The sequence below is a fragment of the Alloyangia pacifica genome, assembly GCF_900116195.1.
Classification (GTDB): Bacteria; Pseudomonadota; Alphaproteobacteria; order Rhodobacterales; family Rhodobacteraceae; genus Salipiger; species Salipiger pacificus.
Map to the genome: position 1 here is coordinate 1 of NZ_FOZW01000020.1, position 25,495 is coordinate 25,495.

The window sequence follows — 25,495 nt, forward strand, 5'->3', positions numbered from 1 at the left end:
CCTGCCCAAGGTGCGCTTCTCGCTGCGCGCCCGCGGCGATCTCGCGCCGCTCGAGCAGGCGCTCGGCGTGGCGCTGCCGCGCGGGATCGGCGAGACCGTGAAGGGGGCCGTCGAGGTCGCCTGCCTCGGTCCCGACGAATGGCTGGTTCTGGCCGCCGAAGCCGCGCCGGTGGCAGATGCCTGTGCTGGCGTCTACGCGGCCCTGCCGCACAGCCTGGTGGAGATCACCGCCCGCGAGGTGACCTTCGTCATCGAGGGCCCGCGCGCGCCTGAGCTGATGACCATCGGCTGCGCCCGCGACATCGACGCCATTGCCGTCGGCTCCGCCCGCCGCACCCTCTTCGACGGCGCCACCGTCACCCTCTGGCGCGACGCCGAGGACCGCTTCCGCATTGACGTCTGGAACAGCTTCGCCCCACACCTGCTGCACCTCCTCCAGATCGGCGCACGTGAACTCGCTGCTGAAACCCTCTGACCTGAAGGGATAACCCCATGTTCAACAGACTGCCCAAGAGCGGCATCTCCGATGCCCTCGTCGCCACCGCCGTGGCCGCGGAGCTGACCCGTCAGCAAAGCCAGATCGAGCTCATCGCCTCGGAAAACATCGTGTCGGCCAACGTCATGGCGGCGCAGGGTTCGGTGCTGACCAACAAGTATGCCGAAGGCTATCCCGGCAAGCGCTATTACGGCGGCTGCGAGCACGTGGATACGGTCGAGCAGATCGCCATCGATCGGCTCAAGCAGCTCTTTGGTGCCGAATACGCCAACGTGCAGCCGCATTCCGGCGCGCAGGCCAACCAGGCGGTGTTCCTCGCCCTGCTCGAGCCCGGTGACCGGATCATGGGTCTCTCGCTGGCCCATGGCGGCCACCTGACGCATGGCTCGCCGGTCACCATGTCGGGCAAGTGGTTCGACGTGGTCTCCTACGAGGTCGATGCCGACAGCCACCTGATCGACATGGAGAAGGTCCGTGCGAAGGCACTGGAGACCAAGCCCAAGCTGATCGTCGCTGGCGCCTCGGCCTATCCGCGCAGGATCGACTTCGAGGGCTTCCGCAAGATCGCCGACGAGGTCGGGGCCTACCTGATGGTCGACATGGCGCATTACGCGGGGCTGATCGCCGGCGGCAAGTATCCGAACCCGGTTCCGCATGCGCATGTGGTCACCTCGACCACCCACAAGACCCTGCGCGGCCCACGCGGCGGTGTCATCCTGACCAATGACGAGGCGCTGGCGAAGAAGCTCAACTCGGCGGTCTTCCCCGGCAACCAGGGCGGCCCGCTGATGCATGTGATCGCCGCGAAGGCCGTTGCCTTCGGCGAGGCGCTGCAGCCCGAGTTCGCGGATTACGCGGAGCAGGTGATCGAGAACGCCAAGGCGCTGGCCGATGTGCTGATGGTCGGCGGGCTCGGCATCGTCTCGGGTGGCACCGACAGTCACATGGTGCTGGTCGACCTGCAGCCCAAGGGCGTGACCGGCAAGGTCGCCGAGATCGCGCTCGAGCGGGCAGGGCTCACCTGCAACAAGAACTCGATCCCCAACGATCCGCAGAAGCCCTTCGTCACCTCGGGCATCCGGCTCGGCACCTCGGCGGGCACCACGCGCGGCTTCCGCGAGGCCGAGTTCGAGCTGATCGGCGGGCTGATCCTGCGGGTGATCGATGCGCTGTCGCACGATCCCGAAGGCAACGCCGAGGTCGAGGCGATGGTGCGGGCGGAAGTGCAGGCGCTCTGCGACGACTTCCCGATCTACGCGGCCACCGCCTGATCGCAGGCAAAGGCTCCAGCCCCGCCCGCACATCCGGGCGGGGCCAATGACCGCAACCTCAAGCTCCTGGGTCCGCCTCGGGGCCGATGCTCAATCAGAGTCCAACAGACATGTCCAAGATCATCCTGACCGTCTCCTGCCCCGTGCGCTCCGGTGTCGTGGCGGCGATTTCCTCCTATCTCGCCGAGCAGGGCTGCAACATCCATGACAGCTCGCAGTTCTCGGACATCGAGAACGACCGCTTCTTCATGCGTCTCAGCTTCGTCTCAGAGCAGGGAGTGACGCAGGAGACGCTGAGCACAGGCTTTGCCGAGATTGCCGCGCGACTGGGTGCGGATTTCGCCTTCCACGATCCGTCGGAAAAGATGAAGGTGGTGATCATGGTCAGCCGCTTCGGGCACTGCCTGAACGACCTGCTCTACCGCTGGCGCATCGGCGCGCTGCCGGTCGAGATCGTCGCGGTGATCTCCAACCACATGGATTACCAGAAGGTGGTGGTGAACCACGATCTGCCGTTCCATTGCATCAAGGTGACCAAGCAGAACAAGCCCGAGGCCGAGGCCGCGATCATGCGCGTGGTCGAGGACACCGGCGCGGACCTGATCGTGCTGGCGCGTTACATGCAGATCCTGAGCGACGAGATGTGCCGCAAGATGTCGGGGCGGATCATCAACATTCACCATTCCTTCCTGCCGTCCTTCAAGGGGGCAAACCCCTACAAGCAGGCCTTCGAGCGCGGCGTGAAGCTGATTGGCGCGACGTCGCACTACGTGACCGCCGATCTCGACGAGGGCCCGATCATCGAGCAGGACACGATCCGCGTGACGCACGCCCAAAGCGCCGACGACTACGTCAGCCTTGGCCGCGATGTCGAGAGCCAGGTGCTCGCGCGCGCCATTCACGCGCACATCCATCGTCGGGTTTTCCTGAACGGTGACAAGACGATCGTCTTCCCGGCCAGCCCCGGGGAGTACGCCTCGGAGCGGATGGGCTGACGTCCTGAGCAGCCGGCGGCCCGGAGCCGGGAGGATCATGGGCCGCTTCCACGTCAAGCGTATGCGGGGCCGACACCTTCCTGGCTTCGCCGGTCTGGGCCTTAAGCGCGTTCAGCGGACCTGCGTCGGACCTTTCCATGCCACCAAGTGTCGGACGACATTTGCATAGGGTGCGATCAATCCTGTCGTGCTGGCGGTGGAGCGCCTCTTCGGCATCACCCGTCGTCCCGTCTGGAGAGCAGGCCAACTTCGAACTTCAGTCCATTCAGGGCAATGGGTCACGGAACGGGGTCCCGGGGCAGCGTGGATCCCGGCCCGGCACGAGCGACCGGCTTTCGGCGCGTGACCCTGCGCTGCACTGGCGCTGTGCGTGACGCGGTTGCGGTCGGCGATTTCCCGATCGTCTGGGATCGCGCTCGGAGACCTGGCCGCCCCGGGGTTCCTGTGCCTGGGGGACGCGGCGGTGCCGTTCAGCCAGGGCGGTTGCCGGAAGCTCCGTGGTATCAGCAGGGGCAAGCAGGTACGGGGCGCGCAGGCGCTCAATGAGGTTGTGCGGGTCGCCCTCCTTGCGGCATGGCGAACCCGAGCTTCAGCGGGCCACGTGTTTCGCTAGGTCTGGGAGATCAGCACGGGACCAGGTTCGTGCGCCAGAACGTTCAGCCGTGGTGAGAGGCAGCGATGATGTCTTCTGCCCAGGGAAGCGCCATGTCTTCCGGCAGATCGCCACTGGCGGCGTCATGGACGACGCGCTCGCCGATCAGCGTGGCGCCCCGCCGGATGAGGCTGTCGGCGAGTTTCATCGACCCGCTGCCGAAGGTCGCGTGGTATTCGCGGTCACCCAGGCCGAAGATCGCAAAGCGGACGCCGCCGAGATCGGGGCTCTGGGCCTCCAGCCGGTCGGCGAAGGGCTGCGCCGATGCAGGCAGATCGCCGTCGCCATAGGAGGAACAGAGGATGATGTTCAGATCCGCCGTGCGCAGGGCGTCCGGGGCAGTGTCCGACAGGTTGCTGACCGAGGTTTCATGCGCCTCGTCCAGCGCGGTCGACAGATCGTCGGCCAGCATCTCGGCATTGCCGGTTTCGGTTCCGTAAAAGATAGCGATGTTCATGGGTCAGACGTCCTGAAGTGTCGGGAGGGTCAGCAGGTCAGCGCGCTGCGCCAGCTTTCGCCGGCACCTTTCAGGCGCGGCAACTGCCTTTTCGTGTGCGTCGATGGCCTGCCAATGGGCGAAATCGACCGTGCCGGGGACGTCCTGCAAGAGGCGACGGCCGGGTCTGCGGGGATCGGGCGCGAGTTCCCGCAGGATCCGGGCGGCAAGAGCTTGCGCCTCCTCTCGGCAACGCGGCAGGGCTCCCGTGGGGCCGTTCGCGAACCAGCCGGTGTGATAGCAGTCCGCGACCTGTTCGCCCGTCAGCGCTTGGTCCGAGGCGAATCCGATGGCGGTGAGCAGCGCACTGGCGGAGAGCGTCTCTGCCCCGTTCGGCGTGGTGACGTCCAGCAGCAGGCCGCCCGGCCCGCGGCGTACCGCGGTTGGCGTGGTCTGGAAGCGAAACTCGACGGGCAGCGGGCCGGAGGTCGTCTCGGCAAGCGTGGCCAGAAGGCCCTCGACCCCCGCGCCGCCCTGCGCGGGCGGCTGGATGCTGGCATTGATCCGGCTCAGCGTGGCCAGTTCCCGGATCATTGCCGGGTCGAACCTTGCGGCCGTGGCGGGCGAGCGCCCTACAATGGTAATCCTCTCGACGCGCTGCCGGGACAGCCAATCGCTGGGGCCGGGCCCGAGGTCGCTGCCGGCCAGCTCCTCCGGGGTCTTGACCAGCAGGCGCAGGATGTCGATGGCCACGTTGCCGGTGCCGATGATCACGGGATGTGCGCCAAGATCGGGCAAGGGCCCGGCGTCGGGGTGCTCGTAGAGCGCGCGGGTCAGGCGGGCGGAGCCGATGATCCCCGGCAGGTCGTCTCCGGGTAGGCCGAGCGGGCGGTCCGCGGACAGGCCGGCCGCCAGAACCACCGCGTCATACGCGCCGCAAAGATCGGTCAGGCTCACATCCGCACCGATCCGCAGATTGCCGAAGAACTGCCCGCCCATTCGAGTGAAGATCCGGTCAAACTGGCGGCTCACTGCCTTGGTGCCCTGATGGTCCGCCGCCACCCCGTAGCGCACGAGGCCGTATGGCACAGGAAGCGCGTCGATCACGTCGACCTCGAGCCCGGGCGCGGCTTTCAGAAGCGCCTGCGCCGTGTAGCAGCCGGACGGTCCGGCCCCGACAATTGCCACTTTTCCGGTCATTTACGCTCCGATGTCCTTTTGTCCGCGCTCATTCAGAGTTTTGCGATCAATCACATTGACCGCGCGAAAAATCAATGAGAAGTTTCTATAAAGCGCAAATGGTCGATTATCGACCAAAGCTGACGCACAAAGATTGCACGACTTCACAGGAGCGCCCGATGACCGTGGCCACACAAGATGCCAGCCCGCCGACCACATGGATCCAAATCGCTCAGTCCAGCGACCTCGATGGACCGCGTCCGGTGGTTCCGGTGAGCGCCATGGGCCAGGCACTGGTCCTCTTTCGAGACGAAGAGGGCGAGCTGGGGCTGATTGGTCGCCACTGCCCGCATCGGGGCGCCGACCTCTGCTTCGGCCGCCACGAGAACAACGGTCTTCGGTGCCCCTTCCATGGCTGGCATTTCGATCGCAACGGGAAATGCACCGAGCAGCCCGCCGAACCTGCGGATTCCACCATGTACCAGACCATCAAGCTGCCCAGCTATCCGGTCAGTGAACAGGACGGCGCGATCTTTGCCTGGTTCGGCGAGGGTGCCGCACCCGCGCTGACCGCCGCACCTGCCACGGCCTGAGCTCCAGAAAGGACCCTCGCATGATCTCTCAGAAACTGAACGACCAGATCACCCGCATCGGCCCGGGCTCCGAGGCCGGTGCCGTGCACCGCCGCTACTGGCAACCCGCCGCCCTGACGGATGAGATGACGCCCGGGATGTCGAAGCTCCCGGTCAACCTGCTCGGCGAGCGGCTGGTGCTGCTGCGCGGTGCTGACGGTACGCTGACCTTGACCGCCCGTGTGGCCTCGCCGGACGAAGCCCCGACCCACCACCCCGCCGAGGCTGATCTGCATCCGATCGCGGGCGCACCCGTCTACCCGGTGGTGGAGAAGAACGGCATCTATTTCGCCTATCTCGGCGAGGGCGCGCCGCCGGCCTTCCCTAACTTCGACTGCTTCCGTGCGCCCGACAGCCATGTCTTCGCCTTCAAGGGCCTCTGGGAGTGCAACTGGCTGCAGGCGCTCGAGATTGGCATCGACCCGGGTCATGCCTCCTTCCTGCATCGCTTCCTGCAGGACGAGGACCCCGCCGACAGCTACGGCAAGCAGTTCCGCGACAAGGCCGCGGACACCAACATGCCGATCACCCAGGTGCTGCGCGAATACCCGCGCCCCGACATCGAGGTCGAAGAGACCGATTTCGGGCTCAAGATCACCTCGCTGCGCCATATGGACGGCGGGCTGACCCATGTGCGGGTGACCAACCAGATCTTCCCCTCGGCGATCTGCATCCCGATGTCGCGCGAGATGATCATCACCCAGTGGCACGTGCCGGTCGATGACGAGAACTGCTATTGGGTCACCATGTTCACCAGTTTCGACAAGCCGGTGAACAAGGCCCTGATGCGCGAACAGCGGCTGCAGGAGCACAGTCTGCCAGACTACGCGCCGCTGAAAAACAAGTCGAACGACTATCACTACAACCCCGAAGAGCAGAAGACCGAGACCTATACGGGCATGGGGCTGGACATCAACGTGCACGATCAGTGGGCCGTGGAAGGCATGGGCGCGATCCAGGACCGTACCCGCGAGCACCTCGGCCGGGGAGATGCGGCGATCGTTCGCTACCGCCTGCTGCTGCGCAAGGCGATCAAGGCGGTGGGCGCGGGGCAGTTCGACCGGCTGCCGATGCAGGATCAGCCGGGCACCGCGTCGCTCATCGGCCCGCTGTCGAACGACGCGATTGCTGACAGCGACGACTGGCAGGCGGCGAGCTGGAAATATGACATGACCCGCCGCGCGGCCTGCCCGTGGGATGCCTCGGTATGAGCACGCCGACCGGGGCTGAGCCGTTCCAGGATATCCTGGACGGCTACTTCACCCTGAAGGAATCCGTGCGCCAGATGATGGAGCGGCATGATCTGGCTTGGGTCTGGCTGGCGCTCTGGCACGCGCCGGTGATGGACATCGCCGGGCTCGGCCCGAAGGAGCCGGTGCCTCTGCACCTGCGCGACGGCTATGCGGGGGTGATCGAGGGTCTGTCCCTCACGGCGGTGCGGACGGGGGCGGAGGCCGAGCCGGTGCTGATCGGCACCGGCGATTGGCGCTGGCTAGACACGCGCGCGGATCCAGCTTTGCCGCAGGACATCCGCCTGGCGGAGCCCGCATTCTTTCGGGGGATCGGGCTGAGCCTCGGCGGTGCTGCGAACCGCCGAGGCATTCCGGCGACCGAGCTGACCGAGGATCTTGCCCGGCTTGCCGAGCAGCCGGGACGCAGCGCCTTCACCGCCTGAACGGCCCGATTTCGGGGATCAATGGTGCCGCCCGGCGACCCCGCCGGGCGGTATTTGATTTGGGGCCTCAGGCCTTGAGGCTCTTCTTGTAGCAGTCCGGATCCATGTCGCGGATGTCCGCGCTGATCGCCTCGATGTCGGGGCAGACCTCGCGCAGCTTGCCGGTCAGCGCGACCGACAGACCGAGCTTTGCCTCGGGCGTGCGTCCGGCCAGCATCGAGACGGTCACGTGAATGAATGAGCCGCGCCCGTCCCCCAGAAGGATCGCCTCGGAGGGCAGCAGGCGCGCCTTCACGTCGGCCCTCTGCATGATGCCGGTGGCAACCGCCGTGTCCAGCAGGTCCGACAGAACCGCCGGCCCGTCGAGCCCTTCGGGCGCGAAATACTCTACAACCAGATGCGGCATGTTCAGAAGATCCCGAAGTATTCGTGCTGTTCCCACTCCGTGACGACGCCGAGATAGCGCTTCCACTCCGCCCGCTTCAGGGTCGACATGTAGTCGCAGAAATCCGCGCCGAGCATGTCTCGGAACAGGCTCCCGCCCTCGAAGGCCTCGATCGCGGCGATGAGGCTGGGCGGCAGGGCCTGGGCGTCGTTGTCATAGGGGTTCTCGACCGGCGCTGGGGCGCTCAGTCCCTGACGCAGACCCGAGAGGCCCGACAAAATCTGCGAGGCGAAGTAGAAATAGGGGTTCGCTGCCGGTTCCGCCACGCGGTTCTCTACCCGGCTGGCCTTGTCGCCCGGCGCCATCAGCGCGCGGACCATCGCGCCGCGGTTGTCGTAGCCCCACTCGATCCGGTCGGGAGCGAGCTGGAAGGGCTGATACCGCTTGTAGCCATTCACCGTCGGTGTGGTCAGCAGGCAGCTTTCCGGGGCATGGGCGAGAAGCCCGGCGATCCAATGGTCGGCCTGCGGGCTCAGCTGACCCTTGGCGGGGGGGATGAACAGGTTTGCTCCGGAAGCGTCGCAAAGCGACTGGTGCAGGTGCCAGCCGCTCGAGGCGCTGTTGTCGACTTTCGGGCGGCACATGAAGGTCGCGTGCAGCCCCTCGCGGGCGCAGACCTCCTTCACCATGGTGCGGAACATGGTCATGTTGTCGGCATGGGTCAGGGCATCCGCGGGTTCGAAAGTGAATTCGAACTGGCTCGGTCCCATCTCGACCTCGGTCGAGCGCACCGGCAGATCCAGCGCCTGCGCATGGCGGCGCAGCAGGTCCATCACCGGCTCGAGGCGGTCGTAGTTCATGTCGGCAAGGTACTGGTAGCCCTGATCCAGAAGCGCGGTCGCGGGCGGCGTGCCGGGCATGCCTGCCTGAGCGTGTCCCAGCGATGCGTCGGTCCGGGCGAAGACGTGGAACTCGACCTCCAGCCCGACGGTGAGCGAATAGCCCTCGGCGGCAAGCAGATCGACAGCGCGCCGCAGGGTCGGGCGCGGGGCAAAGGGCAGGGGCTGGCCGTCGCGCGTGTAGGGGTCGCAGAACAGCCAGGCCGAATGCGGCGACCAGGGCAGCACGCGGAAGGTGGCGGGGTCGGGCACCGCCAGCATGTCGCCGGCACCGGCCATCGTCGCCATGACACCGGGGCTGCGACCGTCCCAGATCGGAAACACGGTGCGGTTGGAGGTGTCCTTCAGCAGCAGCGTGCCGGGCAGGTTCAGCCCCGAGCGGAAGATCGACCCGAGGCTCGCGGCGGTCACCGTCTTGCCGCGCAGCAGCCCGTGCTGATCGGCAAAGACCACGCGGACGGTTTCGATGGGGCCCTGCTCGAGCCGCGCCAGAAGATCGGCGGCGAGGTGCTGCGCCTCGGCGCTCAGCAGGCCGTCGCGGGCCAGCCGGCCCGAAGAAATGTTTTCGAGATGAGAGGTCATTTTGGTCCTGCCTGTCTCGCGCGCTTATCGAGAGCGCGCGTTCGTCTTTGGTCTTAGAGCCGTCCGGTCAGCAGCAGCGAGATCGCCGGGAAGGCCAGAAGGATGCCGAGGCGGATCACGTCCGCGACCACAAAGGGCACGACACCCGCGATGATCTTGGTCAGCGGCACTCCGCGCGACGCGCTTTTCACCATGAAGAGGTTCATCCCCACCGGCGGTGTGATCATGCCCAGCTCCACCGTCACCACGGCGATGACGCCGAACCAGATCGGATCGAAGCCGTTGGCGAGGATCACCGGGAAGAAGATCGGCACCGTGAGCAGGATCATGGCAAGGCTCTCCATGAAGCACCCGAGGACCACGTAGAAGAGCAGGATCGCCAGAAGCACCTGCCAAGAGGTGAAGCCGCTGTCGCTCAGGAAGCCGACCAGCGCGTTTGAAAGCTGTGACGTCGAGAGCACGAAGCCGAACACCTCGGCGCCGATCAGGATCAGGAAGATCGCACCGCTGGAGACAATGGCCTCGGAGAAGGCCGCGACGAGCTCGGCCCGCGGCGTGCGCCGCCAGAGCGCAAAGATCAGCGCCAATGCGGCCCCGACGCCGCCCGCCTCGGTCGGGGTGAAGAAGTTGCCGTAGAGCCCGCCCATCACCAGTCCGAAGAGCACGATGGCGGGGGCAAAGAGGCGCAGCACCTCGAGCGGCCCGCCCCGTTCGGCTGCGACCGCCTCGGTCTGAGCCGGATCGGTGACCGGGGGCCAGAACCGCGCCATGATGAGGATCGTTACGATATAAAGCGCGAAGGCCAGCACGCCGGGGAGGATCCCCGCGAGGAACATCGTGCCGACCGATTGTTCGGTGATCAGCGCATAGAGCATCAGCGCGATCGACGGCGGTATCAGGATCCCGAGTGTGCCGCCCGCGGCCAGTGACCCGGTGGACAGCCGCGTGTCATAGCCGTGCGCCTTCATTTCCGGATAGGCGACCCGTGTCATGGTCGAGGCCGTCGCCAGAGAGGAGCCGGAAACGGTGGAAAAGACGGCGCTTGCCGTCATGCCCGCTGCCGCCAGCCCGCCGGCCCAGCCCCGGGTCAGCAGCAGCGCGCCCTTGAACAGGTCCGAGGCTACGCCGGAACGGGAGATCAGGTTCCCCATCAGCAGAAAGAGCGGGATCAGGGTGAAGGAATAGCTGGTCACGGTCTCGAAGGCCGCGGTCTTCAGCACGCTCAGCGCCGGGGCCACCCCGACGATGGCGGAAAACCCCGCGAAACCGACCGCGATCATCGCGAGTCCGATCGGGGCCCCGAGGATGACGATGACGAACATGACCGCAATCGCGGCGATACCAATGGCAAGGGGGGTCATCACAGCAACTCCGCGTGGTGGCCGTCAGCGGTGAAGACCTCGCGCAGGGCGATCACCGCAAGCGCCAGGCATTGCAGCGCATAGAGCCCGTAGATCAGGAACATCGGGATGCGCAGGTCCTGCGTTTCCTCGCCCCGCGCATGGGTTGCCAGCGCGTCCTCCCAGAACAGCCAGGCCAGCACCAGCGCCAGCGCCACCACGCCGAGGAACCAGAAGCGCGCCACCAGCGCACGGGGCAGGTCGGGCAGGCGCTCGACCACGAAATCGACGGCGATCATGCCTTCCTTGAGCGAGGCCGCCAGCGCCGCGAGCGCGATGATCCCCAAGAGGTAGGACACCTGCTCGATCGCCCCGGGGATCATCAGGTTCACTGCCGTATCGGTGGCGTCAAAGACGATCCGCGCCAGAACGTTGAAGGCGACGACAAACACCATGTAGAACAGGCACAGGCCGCCGAGGAGCAGACAGGCGGCTTCGACCGGGCCTGAGATGCGCCGAAGGAGCGTGACGAACATGAAGGGTCCTGGAGATTGAGAAGGGAAAGGCGGGCCGCCCGAGGGCGACCCGCAATGTCTGGGAGCAGCCGGCTCAGTTCAGCTCAGCCTGGCACTCCGTGACGTAGCCCTGCACGGCGGCGTAGGTTTCGGTCCCCGGCAGCCCCTGCTCGTCGAGAGAGGAAATGTAGGCGTCGGAGGCCTTTTGCGCGGCCGCCATCCATGTGGCGCGTTCCTCGTCCGACAGCTCGATGACGTTCGAGGTTTCGCGCAGGCGCTCGAGAACCTTGGCCCCGGCCTCGTCATAGCCGCCGCCTGCCGTCACCGACCATTGCATGCCGCTGTTGGCGTCGATCGCCGCCTTGGCTTCGGGTGAGAGAGCCTCGTATTTCGCCTTGTTCATCGTGGCGATGAAGGCCAGCGCGTAGAAACCGAAGACGGTATGATTGCCGGTCAGCTCTTCCAGGCGGAAGCTCTCGACGCTTTCCCAGGGCAGCATGTAGCCGTCGATGGCCCCGCGCTGGACGGCCTCGTAGGTGTTCGGCGCGGGCATGCCGACGGGTTCGGCCCCAAGCTCGGTCAGCAGATCGCCGACAACCTGGGTCGGGCGGCGCAGCTTCAGGCCCTTCATGTCGGCAAGCGTGCTGACGGGCTTCTTGGCGGTGTGCAGGTGGCCCGGATCGTGGGTGTGCACGAAGAGAATGTGAGTTTCCTCGTATTCCTCGTCCAGCGCTCCGGAATCATACAGCTTCTGGAAGGCGCAGGAGCCGACGGCCCCGGTGTCGAACAGACCCGGAAGCTCCAGGATCTGGCTCAGCGGGAAGCGTCCGGCGGTGTAGCCGGGCACGGTCCAGACGATGTCGGCGATACCCGCAACGGCATTATCGTAGCCCGCCGCGGCCTTGCCGAGCGTCTGGGCCGGAAACACCTGTACGTCCAGAGCGCCGCCGGAAGCCTCCTCGACGGCGGTTGCCCAGTCTTCGAAGATGACCTGGTTCTGCCAGCTGCTGGCGGACATGAAATGCGCGTAGCGCAGGTTTTCGGCCGAGGCCGTTGAGGCCAGGCCAAGCGCGGCGATGCCCGCGGTAAGGACTGTTTTGATCATTGTAGGTCGGTTCCCTGTTCGCTGGTTCGGGCGGCCGGTGCTCCGGGGCCCATTCGCGTTCTCACAACATTTGCGCGATTATCCACCAATCGGTCACTCTTGATGCGGCTTGTCAAGCGAGAGAACGCTTGCGAGCATCAATTGGAGGGGGCAATACAAGGAGACCGAGATTGCCGGCTCAGAATTTGGGCGCGGCCAGAATGGATGGCTTGCAATGGATGGATCCGAGCTGGTGACCAAGATGCGCGACGAGATCCCGCTCAAGGATATTTCGCTGACCTTCATGAAGGGCATGTCGGTGCTGCGGGCCTTCGACGAGACGCACAGCCAGCTGACCCTGGCGGAGATCGGACGTCTCACGGATATCGAGCGCGCAGCGGTCCGCCGCCTTGTCCTGACGCTCGTTCACCTCGGGTACGTGCGCAAGGACGGCAACCGCTATTCGCTGACGCCGCGCGTGCTCGTTCTGGGAAGCGGCTTCCTGCGCGGCAATCAGTTCGGCCGACTGGTTCAGCCACTGATCGAAATGTGCGCGCGGGAATTGGGCTATAGCGTTGGGCTGGCAATGCGCGACGGCTCGGAAGTCGTCTACGTTGCCCAGTCGTCGCAGCGGAATGCGCGCTACACCTTCGGCTTCACGATCGGCAGCCGCCTGCCGCCGCTGTCGACCTCGATCGGCCGCGTCCTTCTTGCCTGGTCCGACCCGGATTGGACGCGCCAGATGATCGAGACGCTGCCACTGGAACGCTTCACGGCGGACACGGTTCTCGACAGGGCAGCGATCGCCGCCGAAGTCGCGCAGTCGCGTGAGTCCGGCGTCTCCGTCGTGAAAGGCGAGTTCGAGGCGGGTGCCGTCGGGATCGCCGTGCCCGTTGGTCCGCTTGGCCGCGCCGAGATGGCGCTTGGCCTCTCCGAACCTGCCAGCGAGATCGATCCGGCCGACTACGCCAGGCTGGCCGAGATCCTGCAGCGTTACGCCAGCCAGATCGCGGCGGTTCTGAAGTAGCATCGGTTTCCAGCCACGCCCCGCGGCGCGCAGGCGGCTCAGGTGCGGATCATTGCCTCGGTTGGTGCGCCGTCCTCTGGATCGACCGGCCTTGCGGTGACGTGCATGTATGTCGAAATCGGTGCGGGCTTTTGCCTGGGATCGTAGGAGATCGACAGCACCCGGGCGTCCTCGTCCCCGACCGACAGGTAGATGTGAGCCATCGCGCTATCGAAATAGGTGCTCTCGCCGGGCTTGAGCCGGAACGGGGCATAGAGGTCCGTATGCACTTCGAGTTCGCCCGAGAGGACAAAGACAAATTCTTCGCCGCTGTGCCGGCTCCAGTGGTCGAATTCGTCTGCCGACCGTGCGCGGACGTGAATTTCCAGAGGCACCATGCCCTTGCGGAAAAGCTCGGTCGCATGAGCAACGTAGTCATAGGTTCCCGAGGTAAAGCGGGACCCTTCGCCCAGCCGGGTCGTGGTCTTGCGGCCATGCATGGCAGGCGGGGCCGCAGGCGCGACCGGGGTCGCCGTGGGGTCTTCGGCGTCGCTCACCATGTCTTCTATCGCGATGTCGAGCCCGTCGCAGATGCGCTTGATGATGTCGAAGGAAGGTGACACCAGCGCATTCTCGATCTTCGACAGCGTCGAGGCGGACACCCCTGTCAGGTCTGCGACCTTGATCAGTGTCAGCTTGCGGCCCTTGCGGATCGCTTTCAGGCGCCTGCCAATGGAGCCGTTCAAGCCGTCTTCGACGGATGTGACCACCTCTTCTCTCCCTTCTGATCCGTCCCTCGGTTCCGGAAACTATACCGTCCAAGAGGAACGTGTTGCAGTGAAAATTTTCGAATTCGAAAACTTTCGACGATATGCCTTTCCGATTGCTCGATCACGGTGCTGTTGTGGCGTCGCGGCAGGCCGCTGCAAGGGCATGCGCGACCCAGTGAGCGACCATCTCGTCGCGCGCCTCCGACAGACCGGCGCAGCCCACGGCGATCCCGTCGAGCCAGGCCGATCCGGTCCACTCGCTGTCGCCATCGCGCAGCAGGTGCGGCGGCACGTCCGAGCCCGCACGTCGGCAGCGCGCCGAAAGATCGCGTTTCTGCCGCGCGATGTCAGCGTTGGGGTAGGGGTTTCGGGACAGGTCGCCGATGACGAAATCCCCGAGGCTGATCTGCCCGGCGCCGAAGTCGGCGCTGATCGAGAGCGCAAGACCGTCGCGCGCGATATCCGAGCGCGTGAGCAGGGCCTCGAGAGGTGGTCGGAGCAGGTCGATTTCCCGGGCGACGCGATCCGCGGTGAGGATGTCGGTGCTCATGTGGCCGCCTCCGTGAGTTGGCATTTGGTCAGCGGAATTTCCGGATCTGCCAGCAGCGAGATGTCGAAGCGCGCCCCCTGCGCGATCAGCCTGCGCGAATGGACGTGATCGCCCGCACGGTTGATCGAGAAGGAGGCGGTCATCCGGTCCTGTTGCATCTGGAACAGGCTGCAGGGCCCGTCGCCGGGCGTGCCGCGCATGACGCTCGTTGCCGCGGCGTCGGGCAGGCCGGCCATCTGGAGTTTCAGGTCGTATTGATCCGACCAGAACCATGGCAGTGCGTCGCTGGCGGAGGGAGCGTCGTCCTTGCCGCAGATCGCTGCCGCGACCGCGCGGGCTTGATCGGTGGCAGCCTGAACGGATTCGATCCGCGCGAGCCCACCGGCAAAGCGGTTGTTCTGCGCCGCACAGTCTCCGATGGCGTAGACGCCTTCGCATGAGCTGCGCCCGTGGCGGTCGACAAGGATGCCCCCGGCATGGGTGGCGAGGCCGAGCTGCTCGGCCAGCTCGAGCCGCGCGGTGCTTCCGATGCCGACCAGAAGGTCCTCGGTGTCGATGCGGCAGCCGTCGTCGAGCTCGATGCGGCGCAGCGCGCCGTCCTCTGCGATGACCCTCGAGATCCGGCGGCCGAGCCGGATGTCGACTCCCTCGGCTCGATGCCGCGCCAGCAGCAGCGCCGAGAGGTCCGCCGGCAAGGCGCGGCGCAGCAAGGTCTGCAGCGGGTCGATCACGATCACTTCGAGCCCGGACCGCACCATGGTGGCGGCAACCTCCAGCCCGATGAAGCCGCCTCCGGCGATGACAAGCCGCCCGCCCCGGTTGCGAAGGGCGGACAACCGGTCGGCGTCAGCAAGATCGCGCAGCCGGTGCAGGCCGGACGTGATGCCCTCGCAGCCCGGCAGCGGACGCGCCCGCGCGCCGGTGGCGAGGACCAGCGTGTCCCATGTCACGGTTTCGCCGCCGGCCCGCAGGCTGCGCGCGCCGGCATCGACCGCGTCGACCCGTGTTCCGGTCAGCAGTTCGATGTCATTGTCCGCATAGAACTTCGCGCCGCGCAGGGCGATCTGCTCTGCGGATTTCTCGCCCGCCATATAGGCCTTGGAGAGCGGTGGACGGTGGTAGGGCAGGGGGGCCGCCTCGGCCGAATAGAGGCGGATCCGGCCGTCGTAGCCGTTGCGGCGCAGGGCTTCCGCCGCGGTGACGCCGGCATGCGATGCGCCGACGATCAGGGTCGTGGGCCGGGTCATGCGTCTGCCTCGGTCTGGGCATCGGCCTCCTTGCCCCCGAGACGCCGGAGGAAGGCACGGGTCCGGGCCTTCTGCGGGTTGTCGATCACCTCAGCCGGGGTGCCCTGCTCGACGATCTCGCCCTCGTCGAAGAACACGACGCGATCGGCGACCTCGCGCGCGAAGTCCATCTCGTGGGTGACGACGATCATCGTCATGCCCGCGTCCGCTAGGGTCCGCATGACGGAGAGCACCTCGCCTACCAGTTCCGGATCGAGAGCCGAGGTCGGCTCGTCGAAGAGCATCAGGCGCGGGCGGATGGCAAGCGCGCGGGCAATGCCGACCCGCTGCTGCTGCCCGCCCGACAGGCGGTGCGGCAGGTGGTCAGCGTGACCCGAGAGGCCCACCACCGCGAGCAGGTCGCGGGCCAGCGCCTCGGCCTCTTCGGGGGCCACGCCATGCACGCGGATCGGGGCCTCCATGATGTTTTCGAGGACGGTCAGATTGGCGAAGAGGTTGAAGTTCTGGAACACCATCGACACGCCGATCTGCGCGCGGTCGCGCTCGACATGGCGTGTGGGCACGAGCTTTCCAACGCCCTTGGCGTAGCCCACGTAGCGCCCGCCGACGGTGATCTCGCCGTCGTCGATGGATTCGATGTGGGTGATCAGGCGCAGCAGGGTCGACTTGCCCGACCCCGACGGTCCAAGCACGGCAACCACCTCGCCAGGCTGTACATCCAGATAGATGGCCTTGAGAATTTCCCGGTCGCCGTAGGACTTCCACAGCTTCTGGCACCTGACGAAGGGCGCGTCAGGGTCCACCGGTTCCCGTGAATGATGCGTCGAGAGGATGCGTTGCACGATGGCGGTGCGCTCCTCGGGCGAGAGTTTCGCGGGCGGCTTGGCGGGGACGGCTGGTTTTGTTGCCTCGGTCTTCGTGCCAACCAGCTTTGCGAAACCGAGCCTTGTGCAGAGCAGGCTCAAGAGCGAGCTGTTGCGGTCGCGATCCGGGTCCATGCGATACTCGAGATAGGCCTGCCCGAGCGAGATCAGCGAGGTCATCAGCAGGTAGATCAGACCGGCGGCGGCGAAGACGGTGAAGAACTCGAAGGTCTGGCCGACGATCTGCTGCGATCGGAAAGTCAGTTCGTTGACGAAGATCACCGAGGCCACCGAGGTCATCTTGAGCAGCGTGATCGACTGCCCGGCAAGAGCCGGCAGGATCGAGCGCAGGGCCTGCGGCAGCACGATGCGGCGCAGCGTCTGGCCCCGGCTCATGCCCAGCGACGATGCCGCGATCGCCTGATCGCGGTTCACCGACAGGATGCCACCCCGGATGATCTCGGCAGCATAGGCGGCCTCGGTCATGGAGAAGGCGATCACCGCCGTGGTGAAGGAGTTGAACTTGAGCCCGATGGCGGGGAGCGCGTCGAAGATGAACACCAGCTGGAGCAGCTGCGGCGTGCCACGCAGCAGCCAGACATAGACCCATGTGACGCCGCTCAGGAGCAGGTTCCCGGACAGGCGTGCGAGGGCGATCAGCAGGCCGAAGATGAGTCCGAGGAAGAGAGCGCAAACGGTGATCTGCAGGGCGAGAAGCGCGCCTTTCCAGAGAAAGGCCGAGGTGAAGTAGCCAAGGACTTCGCCAATCCAGTGCATGGTGTCGTCTTTCGTTCGAGTGGTCCGTGGTGCCCGGCTGTCAGGCGGCCGAGGTTTGAAGCGAGCCGGGAGAGGGCGCAGGTCCCCGGAGGGAAAACGCTGGCCCGGAGGGGCACCGGACCAGCGAAGAGCGGTTTTAGGGCGGGAACCGGCCTTATTCGGGTTTGAACTCGGCCGAAATGATCAGCTCGGGCTCGATGCCGTACTTCGCAAAGATCTCGTCCTGAGTTCCGTTGGCCTGAACGATCTTCAGGGCCTCGAACACGGCCGGCGCGAGCGGGTCGTCGTTGGCGAAGGCGGCGCCAATCTGCCAATCGGTCAGTTCTTCGTAGCCGAGATCGAAGGCTTCGGGCTGGCGCTTAAGCATCATGTTGATCAGCGGCAGGTCAGTGACCATCGCATCGGCGCGGCCCGAGGCCACGAGGCGGAAGCCCGAGGCGACGTCGGTGGAGGTCATGACGGTGATCGCATCGTGTCCTTCGGCAACGCATTCCTCGGACCACTTCGTCGCCTGCCGCTCCTCGACGGTGCCGAGACCTGCCGACAGGGTCTTGCCGCAGAGATCGGCTTTCGAGGTGATGCCCGCCGGGTTGCCCTCGCCCACGATGGCGCCCGAACCCGCGCGCATGTAGGTGACGAAGTCGCCCTGCTCGGCGCGCGTGGCATTGTGGTAGAGGTAGAACATCAGGTCCACCTGGCCCGACACCACCGCGGGGAACAGGCCGGGCCAGGCGCCCGGCTTAACCGAGTGTTCCAGTCCCATGCAGGAAAAGACGGCATTGGCCAGTTCGATGTCGGAGCCGATGATCGTCTCGTGGTCGTCGGGATCGATCATGGCGTAAGGGGGCGTCGAGGGGTCGGCACCGAGCACGACCTTGCGCCCGTCGAGGGCGGGGTACTTCGCGGCGAAGGCTGCGGGATCGCAGCTTGCGATGGTCTCGTCCTGCGCGAAGCCCGCGACCGGCGAGAGCAGGGTGACGGCGCCGAGCCCGATGGCGGCGCCAAGGGTATTGAAGGTCATTGTTTGAGCTCCTGTTGGGGCGGTTCAGGCGTATTCTTGGTTGGTGGGGAAACTCCCATCCGCAGTTGGGACCGAGCGCGCGGAAGAATCCAATACAAATTTGCTTTGACGCAAATTAATTTTTCTGAACGGCAAAAATAGCCGCTTTTGCCCAATTTTCGGGCACGACGTCTCACGAAAGAAAATTGCGCTGGTTGACGCGAGATCGGCGCGAAAGCGATCAAAGCGCTGTTGATGGCGTGCCCTTCGCGACGTCTCAAAACTCGAAGTATTGAGATTAAAGCATTAGTTTTCAATGCAATGATCTGGATGTTTGCAGTTGCATGGCGGTAGCGGCCAGTCGGATTGTGCCTGCGGAGAAGTGGCGTCTCCTCTCGATCTCTTCTGGCTCACATTCCCGGGTTATCCTCAAAAATTTTCGTTTCAGAAAATTTTGCATTGACCGCGTCCCGGGCCGACGGGAATGTGGCGTCAGGATTTGACCCGGAGCGGAGCACCGGGCCCGACAGTGAAGACGAGCAAGGACAGAGCATGAAGATCACCAGTATTGAGGCATTCCCCATTCGCCTGCCAGTCCGGCGGGATTTCAAGTGGGCCGGACTGCGTGAGGATCTTGGCGGCTTTGTCGTCGTACGGCTCGAAACCGAGGGTGGCGTGATCGGCTGGGGCGAGGCAACGCCCTTGCCCGATTGGGGCGGGGCCGCTGGCCGCCGGGGCGGCGAAACGCAGGCCACGGTCTGTGCCATGGTGCGCGACGTGCTTGCGCCTGTGGTCGTCGGGCTTGATGTCTCGGACGTGAACGCGGCGCGGCTTGCGATGGATCGCGCCGCGATCGGGAATTCCTATGCCAAGCTGTCGATCGATATCGCCCTGCACGATGCCTGGGGCAAGGTCCTGGGCCAGCCGGTCTATCGCCTGCTCGGCGGCAAGGTTCGCGATAGTGTGCGGTTTGCGCATATGGTCGGCCTCATGGGTCATGCCGAGGCCATGGACGAAGCGCTTGGCGCGCTGGCGGATGGCTGCACCGCGCTTCAGATCAAGGGCGGGGTGGATGCCGACCGCGACATTGAACTGATCCGGGAGCTGCGTCGCGAAGCGGGAGACGGAGTCTTCCTGCGGCTCGATGCCAACCAGGGCTACCGTACGGCCCGCAACGCAATCGACATCCTTGCCCGCCTGCGCGAGGCCGGGGCCGACGGTTGCGAACAACCCGGCGCGAACATGTCCTCGATGGCGGCGATCACCGCCCGCGGCGGCTTGCCGGTCATGGCCGACGAAAGCTGCTGGGATGCGGTGGACGCGATGGACGTGGTGGCCAACGGGGCGGCGGACTGGATCTCGATCTACCTCGCCAAGGCCGGCGGCTTCGTCGGGGCCCGCAAGGTCTCGGCCATCGCCGAGACGATGAACATCCCCTGCGATGTGAACGGGTCGATCGAGTCGGGCATCGGCAATGCCGCGAACCTGCATTTCGTTCTGTCGCAGCCCTGCGTGACCCTGCCCAGCGTGATCCCGGTCAACGCACCGGCGGGGAGCCACCCCTGCGCCTATGCCGGCAACTACTACAAGGACGACATCATCACCGAGGCGATGACCGTCCGCGACGGCCATATCTTCGTCACCGAGGCACCTGGTCTCGGCATCGAGATCGACGGGGCGAAGCTGGCGCAATACCGCCAGGACCGGGGGTAACGCGCCGTGGCATCGGGTTTTCGCATTGCCGCCGATATCGGCGGAACCTTCACCGACATCGCTTGCCTCTCCGCGGACGGACGGCTGCTCACCCGCAAGGTGCCGTCGACCCCGGACGACTATGCCACCGCGATCATCGAGGCGATCAACGATCTCGGCGAGGCCGAGGGCGGCGTCCGCTTTGACGAGATCCTGCATGCTTCGACGGTCGCCACCAATGCGATCCTAGAAGGCAAGGGCGCGAAGACTGCCCTCATCACCACCGAGGGTTTCCGCGACGTGCTCGAGCTGCGCCGCATCCGCGTGCCGCGTCTATATGAGCCGCTCTACGAAAAGCCCGCGCCGCTCGTTCCCCGCCGTCGCCGTTTCGAACTGGCCGAGCGCATGGATGCGCGCGGCGAGGTGCTCAAGCCGCTCGACCCGGAGGCCGTCGAGGCGCTGATCGACCGGATCGCGGCGCTCGACGTCGATGCGGTTGCGGTCTGTTTTCTGCATTCCCACATCAACCCGGCGCACGAACAGATGGTCGGGGCGCGCCTGCGGGCGCGGCTGCCCGAGAAGTTCATCTCGCTCTCCTGCGAGGTTCTGCCCGAGATCCGCGAATACGAACGCACCTCGACCACCGTCGCCAACGCCTATATCGGCCCGCCGGTGGCGGACTACCTGCGCTCGCTCTCGAACCGTCTGAAGGCAGCGGGGCAGGACGGGCGGCTGACCATGATGCAGAGCTCGGGCGGGGTCCAGCTGATTGAGCAGATCATCGCGAAGCCCGCCACGGTGGTGGAATCCGGTCCCGCCGCCGGCGTCGTCGGCGCCGCCCGCATGGGCGCGCGTGCGGGCTATGACAACATCATCACCTTCGACATGGGCGGCACGACAGCCAAGGCGGCGATGATCGAGGCAGGGCGGATCAACGCCACCAGCGAATACGAAGTCGGCGGAGGTATTTCGCTCTCGGCCGGGCTCACCAAGGGCGGCGGCTACGCGCTGAAACTGCCGGTGATCGACGTTTCCGAGGTCGGCGCGGGTGGGGGCTCGATGGTGCGCATCGATGCCGCCGGAGCGCTGAAGGTCGGTCCGCAATCCGCCGGCTCCTCGCCCGGACCGCTCTGCTACGATCAGGGGGGGACCGCGGCCACGGTGACCGACGCGAACGTGACGCTCGGCTACCTGAATCAGGATGCGCTGGCCGGCGGCACGGTGCCGATCCGCGCGGCTGCCAGTCGAGCCGCTTTCGAGACCGAGATCGCGCCGCATCTGGGCTGCGATGCCCACGAGGCAGCCTTCGGCGTGCACAAGCTCGCCAACGTCACGATGATGCGGGCGGTGAAGGCGGTCAGCACCTATCGCGGGCGCGACCCGCGTGACTTCACGCTGTTCTGCTTTGGTGGCAACGGCGGGGTGCACGGCGCGATGATCGCCCGCGAGCTCGAGATGACCCGCGTCGTGGTCCCGCCTGCCGCCGGCGTCTACTCGGCGGTCGGGCTGCTCTTTGCCGATCTAGAGGCCACCCGGGCGCGCGCCTTCCTCGGTCTGCTCGACGCCGCGACCGCACCCCGGGCGGAAGCGCTCCTGCGGGAGATGGAAGCCGAGGTGCTGACCGAGCTCGATCAGGCCCGGCCCGAGCTGCGCTGGTCCGCCGATCTTCGTTACGCCGGTCAGGCCTTCGAGCTGCAGATCGACCTGCCGCGCGACGGCGCGCTGGCAGATGCTCTAGGCACCGTGCGGGAGACCTTCGAGGCGGAACATCGCCGCAGCTACGGCCACCTGCTCGACGGCGCGATCCAGATCGTCAACCTCCGGGTGCTGGGCGCGGTCGCGCCGCGAACCGCCGGCGGCATGGCGCTTCAGGAGCGCAGCCGGCCTGCCGAGGGCACGCACCGTCCGGTCTATTTCGGCGCCGAGATGGGCCTGCGCGACACGCCGGTGCTGCATCGCGGGGCGCTGGCCGAAACTCCGGTCCAAGGGCCGATGATCATCGAGGAATACGAGGGCACCACCGTGGTGCCGCCGGACGCCACGGTGTTCCGTGACGGCTACGACAATATCGTCATCAATTTCGTCCGGGAGGCCCGCACATGAGCCGCCAGATCGACCCGATCCTGCTGGAAGTGCTGAAAAACGGCTTCGAGGCCATCGCCGACGAGATGGCGCTGATCCTGATGCGCACCGCGCATTCCCCGATCGTGCGGGACGCGATGGATTACTCCACCGCGCTTTGCAACGCGCGCGGCGAGACCATCGCGCAGGGTGTCACCACGCCGATGCACCTCGGCAGCTTCTACGACGCGATGAACCATCTCGTGCAGACCTTCGAGGGCCGGATCAACCCGGGCGACGTGTTTGTCGGCAATGATCCCTACATCATCCAGGGCCAGCACCTGCCGGACATCTACGTGATCGAGCCGATCTTCGCCGAGGGCCGGATCTGCGCCTGGGCCACGACCATTGCCCACCACGCCGATGTCGGCGGTCTGGTGCCGGGCTCGAACTCGATCGGCGCAACCGAGATCCATCAGGAGGGCCTGCGCCTGCCGTTCCTCAAGCTGGTAGAGGGCGGTGTCGAGAACCCGATGCTGTTCGAGATCATCGCCGCCAACGTGCGCGTGCCGGAGCAGGTGATCGGCGACCTTCGGGCGCAGATGGCGGCCGCGCGTGCCGGGCGTCAGGGCTTTGCCAAGCTGCTCGAGCGCTATGGCGCGAACGAGATCGAGGCCTACGCCGAGGCGCTGCAGGACCAGGCCGAGCTGTTTTCGCGCAAGGCTATCGAGGCGATCCCCGACGGCCGCTACAGCTTCGTCGATCATATCGATGGGCTGGGCGCCGATCCCGAGCCGATCGAGCTGCACCTGACGCTCACCGTCTCGGGCAGCGAGATCACCGCCGACTGGACCGGCACCAGCAATCAGGTCAAGGGCGGCATCAACGCGCCGCTCTCGTTCTGCAAGTCGAACGTCTACGCTGCACTGCGCTCGATCATGCCCGAGGAGGTGCCGAACTGCCACGGTTACACCCGCCCGATCACCGTGACCGCACCGCCGGGAACGCTGGTGAGCTGCGTCTACCCGGCGCCCTGCGGCGCGCGGGGCATCACTGGCTATCGCATCATCGATTGCATCTTCGGTGCGCTTGCCGAGGCGCTCCCGGACAAGATTGCGGCTGACAATACCGGCGGCTCCACCCTGCCGAGCTTCGGCGGTCAGCAGGGCGGCAAGCCCTTCGTGTTCTCGGAATGCGTGATGGGCGTCTGGGGGGCGACCTCGGCCCATGACGGGCAGTCCGGGGTCCCCCACATGGGCTCGAACCAGTCCAACGTTCCGATCGAGATGATCGAAGCGGATTACCCGCTGCGCATCGAACGCTACGGCTTCGTCGCCGATACCGGCGGGGCGGGCGAGTTCCGCGGCGGCGTCTCGATCCAGCGGGAGTGGCGTGCCCTTGCCGACGACACCTATTTCGGGGTGCGCTCGGACAAGGCGATCCACCCGCCGCACGGCCTGTTCGGCGGCGGCGAGGGCAAGCCCGCGTTCACCGAGATCGAGGCGGGCAACACGCTGCGCGCGATGCCGCCACTGGCAACTCAGGCCGAAACGCTGAATGCCGGTGCGCTGGTGCGCCACCGCATGGCTGGCGGAGGCGGCTACGGCGACCCGCTGCGGCGCGATCCAAGCCGCGTAGCCGAGGACGTGCTCGACGGGCTGGTCTCGGTCGAGGCCGCAGCGACCGCTTACGGCGTGGTGCTGTCCGACCCGGCCGCAGGCACGGTCGACGAGGCCGCAACCGCGGCGCTCCGTGCCGACATGCGCGCAACGCAAGGGAGCGGCAGCTGAGCCGTCCCCGACAGACCCAAAGACCCAGGAGCCTCCCATGCCCAACCGCATCACCAGCCAGATCGACCCGTTCTCGCCCGAGTTCCGCGCTGATCCCTACAGCGCCTATGCCGAGCTGCGCAGTCTGGGAAAGGTCGTCTATCTCGAAAAGCACGATATCTGGTGCGTTCACCACTATGACACCTGCCAGAAGGTGCTGACCGACTACGACACCTATTCCAACGCCGGTGGTGGGGGCATCCGCAACTACTTCAAGGAAAAGCCCTGGCGCAAGCCGTCGATCATCCTCGAGGTCGATCCGCCCGAGCACACCCGCACGCGCACGGTGCTGTCGCGCGCGCTCTCGCCCAAGGTGCTGCGACAGATCCGCGAGCGCTTCGATGCCGATGCAGCGCGCATGGTGGCCGAGGTCAGGGACCGCGGCGAGATCGAGGCGGTCAGCGCGCTGACCCGTGCCTATCCGCTCAAGGTCTTCCCCGACAGCGTCGGTCTCGCGGAAGAGGGACGCGAGAACCTGCTGATCTACGGCACCATGGTGTTCGGCGCTTTCGGCCCGGTGGTGCCCTGGTACGAGGAGTACATGGAGACCCACAAGGATGTGCCCGACTGGATCGTGCGCCGCTGCCAGCGCGACATGCTGGCCGAAGGCGGGATCGGGCAGATCATCTATGGTGCCGCCGACGAGGGAAAGATCACCGAAGAAGAGGCGATGATGCTGGTGCGCACGTTCCTCTCTGCGGGCGTCGACACGACGGTGGACAGCATCGGCCTGTGCCTGTGGGCGCTGGCGCGGCATCCCGAGCAATACGCCAAGCTGCGCGACGACCCCACGCTGGCCCGGAACGCCTTTGAGGAGGCGACGCGCTGGGACAGCTCCTCGCAGAGCCTGTTCCGCACCACGCTCAAGGAAACGGAGCTGGCCGGGCAGACCATCGGCGCCAACGAGAAGGTGATGATCTTCATCGGCTCGGCGGGGCGCGATCCCGAGCATTTCGAAGACCCGGATACCTTCGACATCAGCCGCAAGATCAAGGGGCAGATGGGCTACGGCGTCGGCATCCACGGCTGCGTCGGGCAGATGTTCGCGCGGCTCGAGGCCGAGTGCTTCTTCCAGGCCTTTGCCCAGCAGATCGACAGCATGGCGGTGACCGGGCCCACCGGGCTGCGCATGCACCCCGGCCTGCGCGGCCTGACCACTTTGCCGCTGGCGCTCACGCCCAAGGCGGCCTGAGAAAACCCGGTCCCCGGACAAGAGACAGGAGGCGACATGCCCAACGTAACCTTTATCGCCGATGACGGCACCGAAACCGTGCTCGACGTGGCCGTCGGAACCTCGATCATGGAAGCGGCCGTGATGAGCAATGTGGACGGCATCATGGGAGAGTGCGGCGGCTCGATCAATTGCGCCACCTGCCACGTTTACGTGCAGAACGCGGGCGGCTTTGGCTTGCCCGACGTCGGCGAGGTGGAAAACGAGATGCTCGATGCCACGGCCGCCGAGCGGCGGCCCGAGAGCCGGCTGTCGTGCCAGCTGATCATGACCGAGGCGATGGCGGGGCTGATCGTCCGGCTCCCTGACGCACAATACTGAAAGGCGT

General features: G+C 66.0%; 24 protein-coding genes. 12 read left to right on the top strand and 12 right to left on the bottom strand.

The features are described from left to right. The 3 genes from BM397_RS26680 to purU form a co-directional block, all read left to right on the top strand. A partial coding sequence (locus tag BM397_RS26680; protein WP_143187081.1) for a sarcosine oxidase subunit gamma occupies positions 1-475 on the top strand: 475 nt, incomplete at its 5' end. Between the two features lie 17 nt (positions 476-492). Beyond that, positions 493-1,767 (top strand): serine hydroxymethyltransferase, encoded by a 1,275-nt coding sequence (glyA, locus tag BM397_RS26685; protein WP_092430816.1) that lies wholly within the window; start codon positions 493-495, stop codon positions 1,765-1,767. A gap of 110 nt (positions 1,768-1,877) precedes the next feature. Beyond that, positions 1,878-2,762, top strand: a complete 885-nt coding sequence (gene purU, locus BM397_RS26690; RefSeq protein WP_092430818.1) for a formyltetrahydrofolate deformylase — start codon at positions 1,878-1,880, stop codon at positions 2,760-2,762. 656 nt (positions 2,763-3,418) lie between these two features. Here the strand turns inward: purU and BM397_RS26695 are convergent. Both BM397_RS26695 and BM397_RS26700 read right to left on the bottom strand, forming a co-directional pair. After that, entirely contained in the window at positions 3,419-3,871 is a 453-nt protein-coding gene (locus BM397_RS26695) for a flavodoxin domain-containing protein (protein ID WP_092430820.1), read from the bottom strand. Between the two features lie 3 nt (positions 3,872-3,874). Next, positions 3,875-5,050 (bottom strand): FAD-dependent oxidoreductase, encoded by a 1,176-nt coding sequence (locus BM397_RS26700; protein WP_092430822.1) that lies wholly within the window; start codon positions 5,048-5,050, stop codon positions 3,875-3,877. A 158-nt stretch (positions 5,051-5,208) separates the two neighbouring features. On the opposite strand from BM397_RS26700, the gene BM397_RS26705 reads away from it, so the two are divergent. From BM397_RS26705 to BM397_RS26715, 3 genes are read left to right on the top strand one after another with little or no spacing between them, the layout of a single operon-like run. After that, positions 5,209-5,622 carry a Rieske 2Fe-2S domain-containing protein gene (locus tag BM397_RS26705; RefSeq protein ID WP_092430824.1) on the top strand — a complete coding sequence of 138 codons (414 nt, stop codon included), beginning with the start codon at positions 5,209-5,211 and terminating at the stop codon, positions 5,620-5,622. A 20-nt stretch (positions 5,623-5,642) separates the two neighbouring features. Next, complete coding sequence (locus BM397_RS26710; RefSeq protein ID WP_092430826.1) at positions 5,643-6,872, top strand: aromatic ring-hydroxylating oxygenase subunit alpha; 1,230 nt, start codon at positions 5,643-5,645, stop codon at positions 6,870-6,872. Then, the gene (locus BM397_RS26715; protein WP_092430828.1) at positions 6,869-7,336 is read left to right on the top strand and encodes a hypothetical protein; all 468 of its coding nucleotides are present in this window, start codon (positions 6,869-6,871) and stop codon (positions 7,334-7,336) included. The genes BM397_RS26710 and BM397_RS26715 overlap by 4 nt, the downstream gene beginning before the upstream one ends. 67 nt (positions 7,337-7,403) lie before the next feature. On the opposite strand, the gene BM397_RS26720 is transcribed toward BM397_RS26715, so the two are convergent. The 5 genes from BM397_RS26720 to BM397_RS26740 form a co-directional block, all read right to left on the bottom strand. After that, entirely contained in the window at positions 7,404-7,742 is a 339-nt protein-coding gene (locus BM397_RS26720) for a 5-carboxymethyl-2-hydroxymuconate Delta-isomerase (protein ID WP_092430830.1), read from the bottom strand. 2 nt (positions 7,743-7,744) lie between these two features. Then, on the bottom strand, positions 7,745-9,202 hold the full coding sequence (locus BM397_RS26725; protein ID WP_092430832.1) for a glutamine synthetase family protein: 1,458 nt from the start codon (positions 9,200-9,202) through the stop codon (positions 7,745-7,747). Positions 9,203-9,255: 53 nt separating this feature from the next. After that, positions 9,256-10,563, bottom strand: a complete 1,308-nt coding sequence (locus BM397_RS26730) for a TRAP transporter large permease (protein WP_092430834.1) — start codon at positions 10,561-10,563, stop codon at positions 9,256-9,258. Beyond that, positions 10,563-11,078: a TRAP transporter small permease gene (locus BM397_RS26735; protein ID WP_092430836.1), complete on the bottom strand. Its 516-nt coding sequence runs from the start codon at positions 11,076-11,078 to the stop codon at positions 10,563-10,565. The genes BM397_RS26730 and BM397_RS26735 overlap by 1 nt, the downstream gene beginning before the upstream one ends. Positions 11,079-11,151: 73 nt before the next feature. Next, positions 11,152-12,162 carry a TRAP transporter substrate-binding protein gene (locus BM397_RS26740; protein WP_092430838.1) on the bottom strand — a complete coding sequence of 337 codons (1,011 nt, stop codon included), beginning with the start codon at positions 12,160-12,162 and terminating at the stop codon, positions 11,152-11,154. 241 nt (positions 12,163-12,403) lie between these two features. Here BM397_RS26740 and BM397_RS26745 point away from each other — a divergent pair, with 241 nt between their 5' ends. Beyond that, entirely contained in the window at positions 12,404-13,168 is a 765-nt protein-coding gene (locus BM397_RS26745) for an IclR family transcriptional regulator (protein WP_176806947.1), read from the top strand. Positions 13,169-13,206: 38 nt separating this feature from the next. Here the strand turns inward: BM397_RS26745 and BM397_RS26750 are convergent, their stop codons facing one another. From BM397_RS26750 to BM397_RS26770, 5 genes are all read right to left on the bottom strand, one after another. Then, positions 13,207-13,917 carry a helix-turn-helix domain-containing protein gene (locus BM397_RS26750; protein WP_092430842.1) on the bottom strand — a complete coding sequence of 237 codons (711 nt, stop codon included), beginning with the start codon at positions 13,915-13,917 and terminating at the stop codon, positions 13,207-13,209. 121 nt (positions 13,918-14,038) lie between these two features. Then, positions 14,039-14,467: a hypothetical protein gene (locus BM397_RS26755; RefSeq protein WP_092430844.1), complete on the bottom strand. Its 429-nt coding sequence runs from the start codon at positions 14,465-14,467 to the stop codon at positions 14,039-14,041. Next, positions 14,464-15,714 (bottom strand): NAD(P)/FAD-dependent oxidoreductase, encoded by a 1,251-nt coding sequence (locus BM397_RS26760; protein WP_092430846.1) that lies wholly within the window; start codon positions 15,712-15,714, stop codon positions 14,464-14,466. Before BM397_RS26760 ends, BM397_RS26755 begins: the two co-directional genes overlap by 4 nt. After that, a complete protein-coding gene (locus BM397_RS30110; protein WP_092430848.1) occupies positions 15,711-17,354 on the bottom strand; it encodes an amino acid ABC transporter permease/ATP-binding protein in 1,644 nt (547 codons plus the stop codon). The genes BM397_RS26760 and BM397_RS30110 overlap by 4 nt, the downstream gene beginning before the upstream one ends. Positions 17,355-17,508: 154 nt before the next feature. After that, positions 17,509-18,375, bottom strand: coding sequence for an ABC transporter substrate-binding protein (locus BM397_RS26770; protein ID WP_092430850.1), 867 nt, complete (start codon positions 18,373-18,375; stop codon positions 17,509-17,511). A gap of 531 nt (positions 18,376-18,906) precedes the next feature. On the opposite strand from BM397_RS26770, the gene BM397_RS26775 reads away from it, so the two are divergent. Genes BM397_RS26775 through BM397_RS26795 form a run of 5 tightly spaced genes read left to right on the top strand, consistent with a single transcriptional unit; the run spans position 18,907 to position 25,488 of the window. After that, positions 18,907-20,067: a mandelate racemase/muconate lactonizing enzyme family protein gene (locus tag BM397_RS26775; RefSeq protein ID WP_092430852.1), complete on the top strand. Its 1,161-nt coding sequence runs from the start codon at positions 18,907-18,909 to the stop codon at positions 20,065-20,067. A 6-nt stretch (positions 20,068-20,073) separates the two neighbouring features. After that, on the top strand, positions 20,074-22,149 hold the full coding sequence (locus BM397_RS26780; RefSeq protein ID WP_092430854.1) for a hydantoinase/oxoprolinase family protein: 2,076 nt from the start codon (positions 20,074-20,076) through the stop codon (positions 22,147-22,149). Continuing rightward, a complete protein-coding gene (locus tag BM397_RS26785; protein ID WP_092430856.1) occupies positions 22,146-23,897 on the top strand; it encodes a hydantoinase B/oxoprolinase family protein in 1,752 nt (583 codons plus the stop codon). The genes BM397_RS26780 and BM397_RS26785 overlap by 4 nt, the downstream gene beginning before the upstream one ends. 37 nt (positions 23,898-23,934) lie before the next feature. Then, positions 23,935-25,128 (top strand): cytochrome P450, encoded by a 1,194-nt coding sequence (locus BM397_RS26790; protein WP_092430858.1) that lies wholly within the window; start codon positions 23,935-23,937, stop codon positions 25,126-25,128. Positions 25,129-25,164: 36 nt separating this feature from the next. Next, positions 25,165-25,488, top strand: coding sequence for a 2Fe-2S iron-sulfur cluster-binding protein (locus tag BM397_RS26795; RefSeq protein ID WP_092430860.1), 324 nt, complete (start codon positions 25,165-25,167; stop codon positions 25,486-25,488). The last annotated feature ends 7 nt before the right edge of the window (positions 25,489-25,495 follow it).

Coding starts and splice junctions, on each gene's coding strand:
- glyA (WP_092430816.1), top strand. CDS start 493: ATGTTCAACAGACTGCCCAAGAGCGGCATCTCCGATGCCCTCGTCGCC.
- purU (WP_092430818.1), top strand. CDS start 1,878: ATGTCCAAGATCATCCTGACCGTCTCCTGCCCCGTGCGCTCCGGTGTC.
- BM397_RS26695 (WP_092430820.1), bottom strand. CDS start 3,871: ATGAACATCGCTATCTTTTACGGAACCGAAACCGGCAATGCCGAGATG.
- BM397_RS26700 (WP_092430822.1), bottom strand. CDS start 5,050: ATGACCGGAAAAGTGGCAATTGTCGGGGCCGGACCGTCCGGCTGCTAC.
- BM397_RS26705 (WP_092430824.1), top strand. CDS start 5,209: ATGACCGTGGCCACACAAGATGCCAGCCCGCCGACCACATGGATCCAA.
- BM397_RS26710 (WP_092430826.1), top strand. CDS start 5,643: ATGATCTCTCAGAAACTGAACGACCAGATCACCCGCATCGGCCCGGGC.
- BM397_RS26715 (WP_092430828.1), top strand. CDS start 6,869: ATGAGCACGCCGACCGGGGCTGAGCCGTTCCAGGATATCCTGGACGGC.
- BM397_RS26720 (WP_092430830.1), bottom strand. CDS start 7,742: ATGCCGCATCTGGTTGTAGAGTATTTCGCGCCCGAAGGGCTCGACGGG.
- BM397_RS26725 (WP_092430832.1), bottom strand. CDS start 9,202: ATGACCTCTCATCTCGAAAACATTTCTTCGGGCCGGCTGGCCCGCGAC.
- BM397_RS26730 (WP_092430834.1), bottom strand. CDS start 10,563: ATGACCCCCCTTGCCATTGGTATCGCCGCGATTGCGGTCATGTTCGTC.
- BM397_RS26735 (WP_092430836.1), bottom strand. CDS start 11,078: ATGTTCGTCACGCTCCTTCGGCGCATCTCAGGCCCGGTCGAAGCCGCC.
- BM397_RS26740 (WP_092430838.1), bottom strand. CDS start 12,162: ATGATCAAAACAGTCCTTACCGCGGGCATCGCCGCGCTTGGCCTGGCC.
- BM397_RS26745 (WP_176806947.1), top strand. CDS start 12,404: ATGCGCGACGAGATCCCGCTCAAGGATATTTCGCTGACCTTCATGAAG.
- BM397_RS26755 (WP_092430844.1), bottom strand. CDS start 14,467: ATGAGCACCGACATCCTCACCGCGGATCGCGTCGCCCGGGAAATCGAC.
- BM397_RS26760 (WP_092430846.1), bottom strand. CDS start 15,714: ATGACCCGGCCCACGACCCTGATCGTCGGCGCATCGCATGCCGGCGTC.
- BM397_RS30110 (WP_092430848.1), bottom strand. CDS start 17,354: ATGCACTGGATTGGCGAAGTCCTTGGCTACTTCACCTCGGCCTTTCTC.
- BM397_RS26770 (WP_092430850.1), bottom strand. CDS start 18,375: ATGACCTTCAATACCCTTGGCGCCGCCATCGGGCTCGGCGCCGTCACC.
- BM397_RS26775 (WP_092430852.1), top strand. CDS start 18,907: ATGAAGATCACCAGTATTGAGGCATTCCCCATTCGCCTGCCAGTCCGG.
- BM397_RS26785 (WP_092430856.1), top strand. CDS start 22,146: ATGAGCCGCCAGATCGACCCGATCCTGCTGGAAGTGCTGAAAAACGGC.
- BM397_RS26790 (WP_092430858.1), top strand. CDS start 23,935: ATGCCCAACCGCATCACCAGCCAGATCGACCCGTTCTCGCCCGAGTTC.
- BM397_RS26795 (WP_092430860.1), top strand. CDS start 25,165: ATGCCCAACGTAACCTTTATCGCCGATGACGGCACCGAAACCGTGCTC.